This window comes from Cupriavidus sp. MEYA8, assembly GCF_059278825.1.
On the sequence record NZ_CM181222.1, the window covers coordinates 231,732 to 245,707 of the forward strand.

A 13,976-nucleotide genomic window follows, 5' to 3' on the forward strand; every position below is an offset into this window, starting at 1 on the left:
CGTCAGCCCGATGCCGGCGCACGACCATCACGCCATTGAAATCGGAGGAGAGATAATGAAAAGCAAGACCTTAGTGCTGTGCACGATAGCCGGTGCGGTGCTAGCGGCCTCACAGTTGAACGCACCTTCCCTTGCCGCGATGACGCCCGACGAAGTCAGGCGCCTGGACGGCCCGCTCACGCCGATGGGTGCCGAACGGTCCGCCAACAAGGACGGCAGCATCCCCGCGTGGAGCGGAAAATGGCAGGCCGCGCCCGCGGGCCTGACTTTCCGGCCAGGCGACACCTACCCTGACCCCTACGCGTCGGAACAACCGCTGGCGGTGATCACGGCCCAGAACGTGGAGCAATACCGTGCTCACCTGAGCGACGGGCAGCTCGCCATGTTCAGGCTGTACCCGACGACATTCAGGATGGCGATCTACCCCAGCCATCGTGACTTCCGCTATGGCGATGCCGTCTACAAGGCGATCCAGCACCACGCCGCCAGGACGCAGCTGACGACGGACGCGAACGGCCTCAAGGACTATCCGCCCACCGCGCCGTTTCCTGTGCCCAAGAGCGGGCTGGAGCTGATGTGGAATCTCCGCTTCTCTTCCGCCATTGCCGAAGAATCAGCCGTCTACGACCAGGCAGTGGTGTATCGCGACGGCAAGATCGCATGGGGCAAGTGGAAATATGACATCTGGTCACCCGTCAACGGCGCCGCGTTTGAAAAAGGCTCGCCGCTGATCAACCGGACCTTCGCCCGCGTGGAAACCGAACTGCCTTTGCGCGAGCGCGGCAATATCATCGTCTCCCACAACTTCTGGGATCGCGAAGGCTCGGATACGGCCAGGACCTGGCAATACAATCCCGGCACGCGCCGGGTGCGGCAGGCACCCGAGTTCGGCTTTGACCAGCCGCTGGGGCCGGGCGGCTTCCGTACGGTGGACGACGATCGCCTGTTCAACGGCTCCGGCGAGCGCTATGAGTGGAAGATTATCGGCAAGCGGGAAATCTATATTCCGTACCACAACTACAAGCTGGTCGATCCTGGCGTCAGGTACGCCGAACTGCTGGGCCCCAACCATGCGACCCCGGAACTGGTCCGCTACGAACTGCACCGTGCCTGGGTGCTCGAAGCCAGACTGAAGCCAGGCTTCCGGCATCAGTATGCAAAGCGTGTGCTGTACCTGGATGAAGACACCTGGATGGCAGTGCTTGCCGACAACTACGATGCCCGCGGCCAGCTGTGGCGAACCAATATGCAATCGTCGCTTTACGCCTACGATGCGCGGCGCTACTACCCGGCGGTGGCGTTCTACCATGACCTTACGGCCGGCTCCTATCTGGCGGATCGGCTGACCAATGAAGGGAAGCCGGTACGCCTGAACAGCAGCCCGCAGTTTGGCGAAGCGTATTTTTCCCCGGATTCGATCCGGGGGGCGGGACACTGACGCCCCGGTCAGAAAGCCCTGCCGGTTGCGGCTAGCCATTGGCGTCGGCCGCAGCCTCCGGATTGGCTTCGCCGTCCCGGGTAGCGATCAATGCCTTCGGCGCCAGCGGGATCAAGGGGAGGATCAGTGCGTACACGACCGTAGTTGCGATCACGCACCACGTAAAGCCGTGCGCTGCGCCGGTGTTATAGATCCATGAGCCCAACAGGTCGCCGGCGCGCGCCGAGAGCGCGAGAACACCATCGACCAGCATCATCAGGGTCCCTTGCAGGCCCGGTGGACACGACCGCATCGCAAGATCGAAGTATGCCGCCGTGGCTAGCCCGCCCATCAGCCCTATTGGTGCCGCCAATACCAGCGCGAGATCGGCTGACCGAATAAATGCCAACGGAATCATCTGCGGCACCGCGACGATCGTCCCCCACCACAGCAGCTTGTTCAGCGATACCTTCTTGCATAGCACGCCATACAGCAGGAATGTCGGGATAAACGCGGCAGCGAAGATCCCGTTGTAGTACGAGTAGACGGAATCCGATGCATGCAGTTCATTGGCCAGGTAGAACTGCAGCGGTGTGGCCGCCCCTGGCGCGAAGTTCCACAGAAAGCAGATAAGCAGCGCCGGATAGACGGCCTTATGCTTCACCAGCCGCCTGACATTCCCGACGAAATCCGCGCGCCTGGCTTGCGGCTTGTCGTACGTATTACCGAAGACGGTGGCGGGATTCCAGAGCCCGAACACCGCAATCAGCAAAGTGACCATCGCCACCAGCAAGAAGGCCTCTTGCGGCGCAAGATGATCGGACACGTACCCGGAAGCGAACGCACCCGCCACGACGGGAACGGAGCTGACCACGTTCGACAGCGCACTCAGGCGCCCGGACATGAGCTTTTCCTGGCCCACCAGCGCGATCAACCCCTGGTAGGCGGCGGCGGTAAACCGGGACGACAGCATTGCCAGCAGCATCCCGACGAGCAGTCCAGTGTATGAGATGCCCGCAAACGCCATCCAGACGAATGCCGCCGCGGTGATGGGAGCGAAAATCAGGAAGAAGCCACGGTCGCGCAAACCCAGCGGATTCCAGTGATCGCGCGCGAGGCCAAAGGCAAATGCGATGTACACGGGGATTCCGGTAACCAGCCGGAATGTCGAGATCTCCGTCGCCGTCGCGTGCAACTCATTCTTGAGCAGGTACGACGCCTGGATATCAATCAGGTAGCCGGCCGGCGTTGCCAGATGGACAATCAACGTCAGCCAGCCGAAGTACAGCAGGGTCCGGCTATTGTCCTCGGGGCCATCGTGATCGGAAGCGGCCGGCATCATCGGAGCGCAGCGAAAGACTGGAAATTCGATCCTTGCCGGATTGCCGGCGAGAACTGCCCGCAAAGCCACATCTTCAGTCCGGCGTCGGCCGGGTCCTCGCCATCAGCGTGGACAACAGCTCCCGGCCAATAGCTCCCGGATCTGGGGTGGCGTCGTCCTTGCAAGGATAGTGCGCTAGCCAGGCCCGAACGCCCGACGCTGCGCGACCTAATCGCCACCGAGCGCGGCCTTCCGCACACCACGGCCGATGGTGTGCTTATTTCGACTCCAAAGTCGGAGGTGCCACGGGCTTGCCAACAAGGCTTCGAGAGGCGAACAAATCGCCTTAAATGTATCCCTTTTAGGGAATTACCCTCGCTTTCTTGTTGGCGAATTTCGGACACGTAGGCAAAACAGCTACGCGACGGTATTGTGGAACCGATGTCTATTAAGTAAGCGCATTACGAAGAAAACGCTTCGACGGGCGCTGGTGCAGCAATGATTAGAGCCTTACAGATCCGATCCGCCACCACTGCGGACCTGCCTGGAATTACCACGGTGCTAGACAAATGTGGATTGACGCAGAACGCATCGTGGTCTCCGGATATGTTCCACATTGCGTTAATGGACGGGCGCATTGTCGCCTGCGCCGGAGCGGAGCGGCACGCGAAAGTCATAGTCGTCTGTTCAGTTGCGGTACTGCCCGGATATAGGGATCGCGGTATTGCCAAGCACCTGGTGTCTGCCGTTCTGGTGCGGGCACGTGCAGAGGGCTGCGAACGCGCAGTCCTTGCTACCGCAAAGTGCCCCGGCTTCTTTTCTCGTTACGGCTTTTCCCTCGTCGCTACGACCTCCCTGCCCGTCAGTGTACGGAATTCGCATACCCTGACGTCGCCGGGGATGCCAGCGGGAGTCTGCATGCAATGCGAATTGAAATAGACTTTCGCGCAGGCAGATCAATTGTCCCGGCCCTGTTCCGGATTTCCAGTGTCGCGGTTCGCGACAGGCCGGCGAACATAATCGGCGACACTCCCCGCCTGGCCGCCTCAGGTTGCTGCGTCGGCCAAACGAATGGCACATTTCTCGATCTCTTTCGCAGCATCCCACTGCGGGAAAAAGGTGATGGCACCTCATTGAAGGATTTTTTCGGCTCGGCCGGCGCGCTACGGGATATCGCGCTACCAGGGCGTCGATTGCCTGGGTCGACGACTACCGCATCGCGCGCCGCCGGCGTAGCCGGTCAGCCAGCTTGCGACGCACCCAGGGTTTCGCGTTTGATCTTCCTGGCCAGCGACCATTTGTGGACTTCGGTCGGGCCGTCGTAGATCCGGAACCCTCGTACTTCGCGGAAGATCTGCTCGACGATAGTGTCGCGTGACACGCCCATCCCCCCCAGGATCTGCACGCAACGGTCCGCCACACGGAACAGCGCTTCCGAGACGGCCACCTTGGCCATCGAGCTTTCCGCGGTCCCCGACGAACCGCCGTCGAGCACGCCCGCGCACCAGTCGATCATCAGGGCGGCCTGCTGAAGGTCGATCAGGTTATCGGCCAGCATGAAGCCGACGCCTTCATGGTCGATCAGCAGCTTGCCGAAAGCCTTGCGTGTGGTCGCGTACGCGCGTGCGATCTCGTCCGCCCGCGCGGCGCCGCCGAACCAGCGCATGCAATGCGAAAGCCGCGCCGGCGACAGGCGAACCTGCGCATAGCGGAAGCCCTCGTTCGCCTGGCCCAGCACCTGGCTGTGCGGCACGCGCAGGTCATCGATCACGACCAGCGCATGTCCGCCGGGCATGGAACTATCGATGGTGTCGATCAGGCGCTCGATGCGGATGGCCGGGTGTGGCAGATCGACCAGGAACATCGTGGCCTGCGCACGCTCGCCATCTCCCGTACGCGCCATCACGATGCCCACGGCTGCGCCTTCGGCACCGGTGATGAATTTCTTGCGGCCGCGAATCACCCATTCGTCGCCATCCCTCACCGCCGTGGTCTGCAGCATCGACGGGTCCGAACCGGCGCCGCCGTCCTCCGCGGGCTCGGTCATGAAGAACGCGGAACGCGCCTCGCCGCTGACCAGCGGCGCCAGGAATCGTTGCTGCTGCGCCGGGGTGGCCACCTTTCCCAGCAAGAACATGTTGCCTTCGTCGGGCGCCATCGTATTGACGGCAACCGGCCCGAGCGGCGACAAGCCCGAGCGCATGAGCACCGCGGCGGTCTCCCGCTGGCTCAGGTGCGAGCCGTCGGGGAGGATATGCGGCGTCATGACGCCGGCGGCGCGCGCCTTGTCACGCAGTTCGGCAACCAGTTCCGGCGATGGGCCATGGGATTCACAACGCGGGTCACGCTCGTAGGGCACGACCACATCGCGGACAAAGCGCTCGACGCGCTCGCCGATGCTGCGGCTTCTTTCGGTGGGATAGTCGGTGAGCAAGATGTCGGTCTCCTTACAGCGTATTGACCAGATGGCCGCCGTCGACGGCGATCACGGTGCCCGTCATGTACCGGGACGCATCCGAGGCCAGCAGCAGCAACGGCCCGTCGAGGTCCTCCTGTTGCCCGAGCCGGCGCTGCGGGATGCGCAGAATCAGCGCCTTGCCGGCATCGGTCTGCCAGAAGTCCCGGTTGATGTCGGTGTCGATATAGCCGGGGGCCAGGGCATTCACGCGGATGCCGTAGCGCGCCCATTCCAGCGCAAGCGTCTTGGTGAGCTGCACCACGCCGGCCTTGGAGACAGCATAGGACACTACGCCGCCCGCCTGTCGCAGCCCCAGGATCGAGGCGATATTGACGATGCTGCCACCGCCGCGTTCGCGCATGCCGGGGACCAGCGCCTGCGCGAGAAAGAACATCCCCTTGAGATTGGTGTCCATCACCACATCCCAATCGTCCTCGGCGTGCCCGAGCGCCGCGCCCTCGCGCACCAGGCCGGCATTGTTGATCAGGATGTCAACGGGCTCGATATCGCGCACGAGTGCCGCGCGCGAAGCGCCGTCGGTGACGTCGAGCGCCACGCACTGCAGGCGCGCATCCGTTCCGATCTTTTCCGCGACGGCTTTCAGCGCGTCAGTACGGCGCGCGGCAAGCACCACCTCGGCACCGCGCGATGCCAGGACCTGCGCACAATGCGCGCCCAATCCGCCCGACGCGCCTGTCACCAGCGCGCGCTTGCCCCGAAGATCCAGCAATGTGTCCTGCACGGTTGTCTCCCGATCCATTGGATATGAGGATCAGATTGTAGGATGATTTCATCCCATGTCAACGTCCGACAGCTTGCTGTTAGAATGCCCGCGTGACGCCTGCGACATCTTTCCCTCCTTCTTCCCCGCCTGCCGACACCGGCGAGCCTGACCGGAGCGCCTCCGCCACCGTCTTTTTCGGCATCATTGGCGGGCTGGAGCTCGGCAGCTTCGTGCCCGGCCAACGGCTGGTCGAAACCGATCTGGTGACGCAATTCGGCGTTGGCCGCAATTCCGTGCGGGAAGCCTTGCAGCGGCTTGCCGCCGAGGGCATCGTCGAATTGCCCCGCCATCGCGGCGCGGTCATCCGGCGGCTGACCATGCAGGACACCCTGGATGTTCTCGACGTGGCGGAGCGCATGATGGGACTGCTGGCACGCGCGGCAACCCGCGGTTGTGCCGATCGCAACCATGCCCAGGCTCTGCGCGCCACGGTTCAGCAGTTGGCTGCCGCGGAAAAAGCGCACGCTACCGCGGCATTTGCGGGCGCGAGGCGGCAGTTCTACCGGACGCTGCTGGAAATGGGCGGCAACCGCGAGCTGATTCGCCTGTTTCCCACCATCCAGATGCCGATCGTCCACGCCCAGCATCGGCTCGCGTCGCTCCAGCAGATGCGGCTGGCGGACTACCGGCGCATCGCGACGGCCGTGCTGGCAGGCGAGCCGGACGAGGCCGAAGCCACCGGGGTGGCGCATGTCAGGAACGTGCGGCAGGCGATACTGGCCGAACTTTCCGCGTAGCCGGGCATCCGCCAATCGCCCGCTGGATTCCCGCTTACTTGCCGTAGTTCGTCCTGGTTCGCTGCGAAGCGCCGCGTGCCGCCTGACGGCACGATTTTTGCGCCGACCAACTGATCACAGTACGGCCACGAGGCCAAGGGAACCGGCATTTCGCGGACAAGAACGCGCAGATCGGGCAATCCGATGCAGGACCCGGACGGCCGCCCACTCAGTAATGGAAGCGTCCTGTACAAGGAGCAATACCATGGAGAAGGAACTGAAATTCGAACTGGCGGCAAATCAGGGCGCTGCCATGCGCGAATTACCTGCGCTCCTGGATGTGGAACCGGATTCGCAACAGGAACAGGCTCTGGAGAGCGAATACTTCGACACTCCGGACTTCCTCCTGCGGCGAAACGGAGCCGATCTGCGTGTCCGCCGCAATGGCGACCAGATCACGCAGACCCTCAAGTCGTCCGGCGAGCGGCGCGGCGGATTCTTCGAGCGCGAAGAGTACGAGTCCGCGCTGAAAGAGACGAAGCCCGATCTCAAGGCCTTGCGGGCTGCAGTGCCGAAGTCTTCAGCACTCTCTCATCTCTTAAAGAACGGCTCGCTGCCGGATCAGCTGGTTCCGATTTTCCGAAGCACGGTCACACGGAAGTTGTGGACGCTGAAGCTGGAAAGCGGCGAGGAGATAGAACTCGCGCTGGACAGCGGGAAAATCACAGCGGCGGCGCAGGCCCGCACCTTCTCCGAGCTTGAACTGGAACTCAAGCAGGGCGAGCCCCGGCGCCTTAGCGAACTCGGGCTGCGACTCATCGACAAGCTACCGATGAGCCTGAGCATGCAGAGCAAGAGCGACCGCGGCTACGACTTGCTGGTATCTGGCGACCGCTCGGCGGTCAAGGCACGGCCGATCGCACTGAAAAGGAATGACACGGTAGAGGAGGCCATCTGCAAGATACTGCAGAGCTGCCTGGACCAGGTACATGCCAATGCCCCGCTGGTAGCCACGGGACATTCACCCGAAGGCGTGCATCAGATGCGGGTGGGACTGCGCCGCTTCCGTTCCGCGCTCGACATGTTCGACGATGTGATCACGCTGCCGGCAGCGCTCGCCGATGAAGTGAAGTGGATCGCCGACGAACTCGGTGAATCCCGGGATTGGTATGTGCTGGCGCATTCGACGCTGCCGCAGGTTGACGCAGGCAAGGACAAGCGCGAGCAGATGGCGGAAACCAAAGCGGCGGCGGCCGAGATCGCGAAGGCCCGCCATGCCAAGGCGACAGCCGCGGTACAGTCGCCGCGCTACGCACGGGTCGCCCTTGCGCTCGATCACTGGATCACGGCGACCCCATGGCGCGATGCGTCCGACGACACACGCAAACAGCTTGGCAGGCCGGCTGCCGTGCTCGCCGATCGCGTCCTGCGCAAGCGTCATCGCAAGCTCGCGCGCCGGGGTCGAGGCCTTCACAAGCTCGATGCCCATCGCCGCCACCGCGCGAGGATCGCGGCAAAGAAGCTGCGCTACGCTGCCGAATTCTTCGCCGACCTCTTCAGGCAAAAGCGCCTGAATCCGTATCGGCGCGTGCTGGCGAAGCTGCAGGATGACCTGGGATGGGGCAACGATATGGCGGTGGCAGATGGCCTGTTAGGCCATCTGCAGCAGCACCATCGCAAGGCCTCCGCCGGCGCGAGCTACGCGCGCGGTTTCCTGGCGGCACGCGTGGCCGACGATCGGGACAATCAGCGAAAGCTGTGGAAGCGCTTCCGGAGCACAGGCCGACCAGTCGGACGACATTGACGGTTTCACGGCCGGCATTCCGCCTACGCGAGTTTTTCCGAACTCTCAAACTTGGCGAACACACGGGCCTGGACTGCGTCCATGACGGCCAGGACCTGCGGATCGGCAGGACCACTGGCCGTGACGCCCGTGGCCTTCTTGGGCTTCGCGCCCAGTGGATAAAAGACGAAAACCGTGTCGAACCTGCCTGCCGACTCCTTTTTCAGGCGCCGGTTGAGCGCTTTCAGATACCGCTTCTTGATGGTCTTGGACATAGGCTTCACGGCTCCCTGTCATTTGTCCTGGCTTACGACAGCTCTATTCACATTCATCCGGGAACGTCGCATCAGGCAAGAATTTGTGCCGGGCGTGTACCTCGTTGCACTGGCTCCTTGCGCAATTTGTGCATTGCACCGCGAAGCGCTCGATGGCTGCGTTCGTCAGCCAGGTGGAACCAGCGTTGCTTTTGGCAGCCGGCCACTGCCGATCAGGACGATAAGATCGTCCACGCGGGCTTCGGCCAGGGCAAAGGCATCCGCTTCCGCCATCGACGGCCGTCCCGCACGAAAGACTGACTGCTGCATTCCCACCATCGTGTGTTGACGGACAAGCACGAATCCCTGGTGCTTGCCGTTGCTTAGTGGCTGGGTATAAGCCTTGAACTCATAGTAGCCAGCGCGCCTGTGGCTTTCCATCATGACTTGTCCTGCTGGCGCAAATAGAGTCCGCCAGCACGCGGGGCGGACTCCGGCTCAGCATTGATTCCTTGAACGGATCGATAACCTGGGGGAGCCGCCCGAACAGGCATGCGCGACCAGAGCGGTCGCTGCCCGTTGCCCCCTGCGGCTATCGTATGGTTTAACGTTAGCATATTGTGGCCTGGCGGGAGCCACTCCCGAAGAAGTAAGGTGCGGCGCGGCTCGTGCTCGTACAGCTGTTCGCGCAAGTTGCCTGGCCCAGGGACGAATGTCAGGTGGACAGTTGTTCTGGCCGAACCTAATATTTCGTCCAGGCAAGTCGGGTCCCCGATGCAGCCTTGCCAGAAGGGTGTCATCGGCCTCGGGCCGCCCGCTCACTGTTGTTGGAACGGTGCTGCACTGCAACGACCGGGTAGAGTCACGAGGCGCTCCGCCAGGCGGACGCCCACACGGGCCGGGTCAAGCGCTAGCCGCGTGAGCAAGTGTCACGAGGCTGAGGGGGCACTATGAGGGCAGAGGACGACGATCAGGTTGTCGCGAGCATTTCACTCAAGACGGGCTTCCCTGTTGAAGTTGTGAAGAAGTGCTACCTCGCGGCACTGCTGGAACTCAGGGCGGATGCGCGAGTTCATATCTACCTGTCGCTATTTGCGGCAAAGCGCGCAGTTGCTTTGCTTCGTCAGGCAGATCCCGAGCGGGAGAGCCAAGGCTCGCCCGAGCGAGAGCCTGCCCGCACGCAGAGGCCGCCAGGCAGTCTGTTGCCGCCCGGAGGCGCATTCCACAGCCAGTCCTCTTCAGAGTCGGACCGAAGCGTATCCGATGCCCTCGAACTCGGCGGTCACGAGGTCGCCCTCGGACGCCGGAAGGATGCCGACCCACGTGCCGGTGGTGACAACCGTACCAGCCTCCACGCGCCGCCCCTCTCGCGTGACATGGCGCAGCCACGCCAGCAGTCCGTAAGCCGGATCGCCCATTGAATGGGTGCCGCGGCGCTCGATCGCTTCGGCGCCGATGTTTACCCGGCAACGCTGCGTTGCCCAGTCCCGGTCTGCATAGGCTTGCCACTCCCCGAGCACGAGTGCGCCATGGGACTGCAAGTCGGCAAGCTTCAGCAGGGCCGGCGCCGCGAGGCCTTGCTGCCAGCGCGAATCGACCACCTCGATGGACACCGCCATTGCGTCAACCAGCGCCGCCGCGCCGGCGTAGTCAAGACCGGCAGCTTGCGCCGCGTCGACACTGGCCCCGAGCCGCAGCGCGATTTCGGCCTCGATGCCGCGCCATGTGAATGGCCAGTCGCCGGACTGCGCGGGACTGGCCCAGACGCCGGCTGGCGGGAGCCGCGCATGCGTCAGCGTGGCGTCACGCGAGGCGCCTCCTGATTTCCAGTACGCGGTGCCGGCGTCTTCCCAGGCCAGCGCTCGCGCCACGATCGCCTGAACGGCATAGGCCTGGTCCGCATTTTCAAGCGCGGTGGCGAAAAGCTCCGCGTCGGCGCAACGGCCCTCGCGTCGCGCGGAGAGCAGCGCCTGCGCAACCCGGTCAATGTTGGATGAATTCATGCCTTTTAGGGTCTCATTGAGAATGATAAACATCGGACGAGGAGCCGCTCGCCCCAGCGTGCCCACAGCGCACGCTGGGGGGAACGGACCGCCCTTACAACCTGCTTGCACTGGCTGCGCTCTCGCCGACTGCCGTGCCGATTTCATCATCGGCGGCCGTCTCGCCCATCGCACGCCCGAAAGTCTCAGGCGCGAACTGCACGCTCAGCGCGAACACCGCATACATCGCAGCGAGCATGCTGAACATGCCGCCAACGCCGTAGCTTTCAAACACGCGGCCGCTGATCAGCGGCGTCAGCGCTCCCGCCAGCGTGCCGAGGGCCAGGATCAGTGAAGTGCCGAATGCACGCACGTGGGTCGGATACTGCTCCGGCGCAAAAATCCAGATCGAGGTATTCAGCAACACCACGCAGAACGTAAAGGCAGCACCGAACAGCAGCACCAGCGCTACGTTATACGTCAGGAAGCCGAAGCACAGCCCCGCCGCGCAGGCCAGCCCTGCGCCGAACGTCAGCACACGCTTGCGCGGAAAATGGTAGCCACAGTATGACGCCGCCAGCGCCCCGAACAGGCTGCCGCTCTGCATCACCATCGTAAAGAGAAAGCTCTTCGAGATGGTGTAGCCCTGCGACATCAGGATGGTCGGCATCAGCGTCAGCACCGAGATCTGCGCGCCATAGGTCATCGATACCGCGATGCCCAGTGCGATCGTGCGGCGCCCCAGCCGGCCCTTGAAGATATCGCTCAGGCCCACCCTGGTGCGCGGGGCGTCATCGTGCACCGCAGCCTTGATATAGGATGTCGGCTCGCCGCGCAGCTTGCCCAGGCGGCCGGATGCGAGGACGGAGAGCACCCGGTTAGCTTCGTCCACGCGCCCCTTGGACAGCAGGAAGCGTGGCGTTTCCGGGATAAAACGCCGGTAGAACACGACGAAGAACGCCGGCAGCACCAGGCAGGCAAACAGCCAGCGCCAGCTGTCCGGCCCCGGGAACATGGCGAATACGGCCAGGCCGAACGCCGGTGCGAGCATATTGCCCAGCCCGCCGCTGCCAACGCTGACCATGCCCACCGCGGTGCCGCGGAATCGCGTCGAGCACAGTTCGGCCAGCATGGTCACGGCAATGGATATCTCGCCGCCCAGGCCGATGCCGACAATAAAGCGGCCCGCTGCCAGCACGCCATAGTTCGGTGCCAGCGCGCAGATGATGGCGCCCAGCGTGAACAGAAGCAGGTTGGCGCTGAGCATGGTGCGCCTGCCGTAGCGGTCCGCGATATAGCCGGAGCCGATGCGTCCGAGCGCGGCAGCACTGAAGGTCAGGGTATTCAGGAAGCCGATTTCGGCGACCGATATGCCCCACTGCTCTCGCAACATGGGCCCGATCAGGCCGACGGCGTTCTGTTCAAACACGTCGAACATCACCCCCAGCATGATCAGGAAAATGATCTTCTTGTGCGACGCCGTTACGCCGATGCCGTCCATGGCCCGGTCGAGTTCGTGCTGCTGTGGGGAATTCGGCGATTGAACTACGGTTTCTGCGCCCATCTTTGTCTCCTCCTCGTATCGAGGTAGTCGTCGCGGTGTGCCCGCGACCTGGTCGACGCCATGTCTGGCCGGCGTTTGCAGAGCAGCGATAAAACTTCGTTCCGACGCGTGCCGCTATTCCAGGGCGGGTGTCGATTGCGGCGGCCGGCGGGCGCGCAAGGCCTGCTCCGCGGCATAGGCGAGCCGTATCAGCACGGGTTCCGTGTAGGGGCGGCCAAAGAATTCCAGCCCGACCGGCACCCCCTGGGGTGCATTGCCGTCCGGCGGCGAATACCCGGCCGGAATGACAATGGCCGGAAATCCGGTGGCCGACGCGAGCACGCCATTGCGCTCTGCCTGGGTCTCGCCAACCGGCACGACCAGGCGGCGCTGGTGCGGAAACACCAGCGCGTCAAGCCGATGACGCGCCATCAGGTCCAGCAGTCTCTCCCGCAATGCCTGCTGGCGCTGCAGGCGCTCGCGGTACTCCCCTTCCCGCCCGCTTAGCGCGGCAGCGGTATCCAGCGTGCCCGCCACGCTCGGATGGACATTGCCCGCGGCGATAATGTCCTTCATGGAACGAACCGGCACTCTTGATGAAATGCGCTGCAGGTAAGCGTCGAGATCGCGCTCCATTTCGTAGTGGTGCACCAGCGTGGTGGCCAGCAACTCGTCCGGGCTGATGGCGTCTTCGATTGCGACCAGCCCGGCCCCCTGGGCAGCGATAACGGCAAGCGCCGCCTGCATGACTGCGTTGACAGGACGGTGCACCGCCTGGTCGCCAAAGAAGTGGCGCAATACGCCGATCCGCGCGCCTTTGAGTCCGTCGCGGTCAAGGCTGGCGGCATAGCTCGCCGGAATGTGGGGCGCGCCGGCACTGGTGACAGGGTCGGCCGGGTCATGGCCGGCAATGACATCGAGCAGCCGCGCCGTGTCGGCGACGGTGCGGGTGATCGGGCCAATGGTGTCCTGCGTCAGCCCGCACGGGACCAGCCCCGCCCTGCTGATCAGTCCCATGGTCGGACGCAGGCCGACAAGGCCATTTGCCGACGCCGGCGAGCGGATCGAGTTGACGCCGTCGGTGCCGATGCCGAGCAAGCCGAAGCTGGCGGCAATGCCGGCGGCGGTGCCTCCGCTGGAGCCGCCGGGCGTGCGTGTCAGGTCATAGGGGTTCAGGGTCTGGCCGGACAAGGTGCTGACGGTCTCGCCACCGGACGCCAACTCGTGCAGGTTGGTCTTGCACAGTACGATCGCGCCCGCTTCGCGCAGGCGGCGGATGACAAAGGCATCGTCGGTAGAGAAATTGTCGCGCAGGCAGGCGGCACCGGCAGTGGTTGCCATGCCGGCACACTCGATGTTGTCCTTCACCAGCACCGGGATGCCGTGCAGCGGCGCCAGCGCCTGCGCCGGATTGCGCCCGGCCTGGGCGTCGATCCGTCCGGCCTCGTCCAGCGCGTGCGGATTGCATTGCAGGATGCTGCGCAGGGCGGGACCGTGCTGGTCATAGGCCGCGATGCGGTCCAGGCATGCGCTGGCCAGCTGGCGCGCCGTCAGCCTGCCGTCGCGCATCGCGGCATGCGCATCGGCAACGGTGGCTTCCACCACGCTGAACGGCGCGTGCTGGCCCGGCCCGTCCGGCACCGGTTCATATGAATTTGTCATGAGGGGATCCATGCGCCGGCAAGGGCGCGAAAGGTTGGCGAAGTGAGCGAGAGGCG

The 13,976-nt window shown here is 63.9% G+C and carries 12 protein-coding genes and 1 pseudogene; 5 read left to right on the forward strand and 8 right to left on the reverse strand.

Annotation, left to right across the window (positions count from 1 at the left end):
- Positions 1–55 precede the first annotated feature (55 nt).
- Entirely contained in the window at positions 56–1,438 is a 1,383-nt protein-coding gene (locus tag AC5WJ1_RS18130; protein WP_434034668.1) for a DUF1329 domain-containing protein, read from the forward strand.
- Positions 1,439–1,469: 31 nt separating this feature from the next.
- Here the strand turns inward: AC5WJ1_RS18130 and AC5WJ1_RS18135 are convergent, their stop codons facing one another.
- The gene (locus AC5WJ1_RS18135) at positions 1,470–2,756 is read right to left on the reverse strand and encodes an MFS transporter (RefSeq protein WP_135704028.1); all 1,287 of its coding nucleotides are present in this window, start codon (positions 2,754–2,756) and stop codon (positions 1,470–1,472) included.
- 480 nt (positions 2,757–3,236) lie between these two features.
- Between AC5WJ1_RS18135 and AC5WJ1_RS18140 the strand changes: the two genes are divergently transcribed.
- Positions 3,237–3,677, forward strand: coding sequence for a GNAT family N-acetyltransferase (locus tag AC5WJ1_RS18140; protein ID WP_135703820.1), 441 nt, complete (start codon positions 3,237–3,239; stop codon positions 3,675–3,677).
- A gap of 301 nt (positions 3,678–3,978) precedes the next feature.
- Here the strand turns inward: AC5WJ1_RS18140 and AC5WJ1_RS18145 are convergent, their stop codons facing one another.
- The gene (locus AC5WJ1_RS18145) at positions 3,979–5,172 is read right to left on the reverse strand and encodes an acyl-CoA dehydrogenase family protein (protein WP_135703819.1); all 1,194 of its coding nucleotides are present in this window, start codon (positions 5,170–5,172) and stop codon (positions 3,979–3,981) included.
- 13 nt (positions 5,173–5,185) lie between these two features.
- Entirely contained in the window at positions 5,186–5,938 is a 753-nt protein-coding gene (locus AC5WJ1_RS18150; RefSeq protein WP_133095169.1) for an SDR family NAD(P)-dependent oxidoreductase, read from the reverse strand.
- Positions 5,939–6,030: 92 nt separating this feature from the next.
- Here AC5WJ1_RS18150 and AC5WJ1_RS18155 point away from each other — a divergent pair, with 92 nt between their 5' ends.
- The gene (locus AC5WJ1_RS18155) at positions 6,031–6,717 is read left to right on the forward strand and encodes a GntR family transcriptional regulator (protein WP_135703818.1); all 687 of its coding nucleotides are present in this window, start codon (positions 6,031–6,033) and stop codon (positions 6,715–6,717) included.
- 244 nt (positions 6,718–6,961) lie between these two features.
- Complete coding sequence (locus tag AC5WJ1_RS18160; protein WP_167884565.1) at positions 6,962–8,500, forward strand: CYTH and CHAD domain-containing protein; 1,539 nt, start codon at positions 6,962–6,964, stop codon at positions 8,498–8,500.
- A gap of 23 nt (positions 8,501–8,523) precedes the next feature.
- On the opposite strand, the gene AC5WJ1_RS18165 is transcribed toward AC5WJ1_RS18160, so the two are convergent.
- Complete coding sequence (locus AC5WJ1_RS18165) at positions 8,524–8,754, reverse strand: hypothetical protein (protein WP_133095172.1); 231 nt, start codon at positions 8,752–8,754, stop codon at positions 8,524–8,526.
- A 165-nt stretch (positions 8,755–8,919) separates the two neighbouring features.
- The gene (locus AC5WJ1_RS18170; protein ID WP_133095173.1) at positions 8,920–9,177 is read right to left on the reverse strand and encodes a hypothetical protein; all 258 of its coding nucleotides are present in this window, start codon (positions 9,175–9,177) and stop codon (positions 8,920–8,922) included.
- A 506-nt stretch (positions 9,178–9,683) separates the two neighbouring features.
- Between AC5WJ1_RS18170 and AC5WJ1_RS18175 the strand changes: the two are divergent.
- Positions 9,684–9,845 (forward strand): annotated as a pseudogene (locus AC5WJ1_RS18175) (DUF3562 domain-containing protein); the annotation flags it as partial.
- 126 nt (positions 9,846–9,971) lie between these two features.
- Here AC5WJ1_RS18175 and AC5WJ1_RS18180 read toward each other — a convergent pair.
- The 3 genes from AC5WJ1_RS18180 to AC5WJ1_RS18190 all read right to left on the reverse strand — a co-directional run bounded on the left by AC5WJ1_RS18180 (position 9,972) and on the right by AC5WJ1_RS18190 (position 13,920).
- Entirely contained in the window at positions 9,972–10,736 is a 765-nt protein-coding gene (locus tag AC5WJ1_RS18180; RefSeq protein WP_494476991.1) for a fumarylacetoacetate hydrolase family protein, read from the reverse strand.
- Between the two features lie 94 nt (positions 10,737–10,830).
- Positions 10,831–12,279 carry an MFS transporter gene (locus AC5WJ1_RS18185; RefSeq protein ID WP_494476847.1) on the reverse strand — a complete coding sequence of 483 codons (1,449 nt, stop codon included), beginning with the start codon at positions 12,277–12,279 and terminating at the stop codon, positions 10,831–10,833.
- Between the two features lie 114 nt (positions 12,280–12,393).
- Positions 12,394–13,920 (reverse strand): amidase family protein, encoded by a 1,527-nt coding sequence (locus AC5WJ1_RS18190; protein WP_195431594.1) that lies wholly within the window; start codon positions 13,918–13,920, stop codon positions 12,394–12,396.
- Positions 13,921–13,976: the final 56 nt, after the last annotated feature.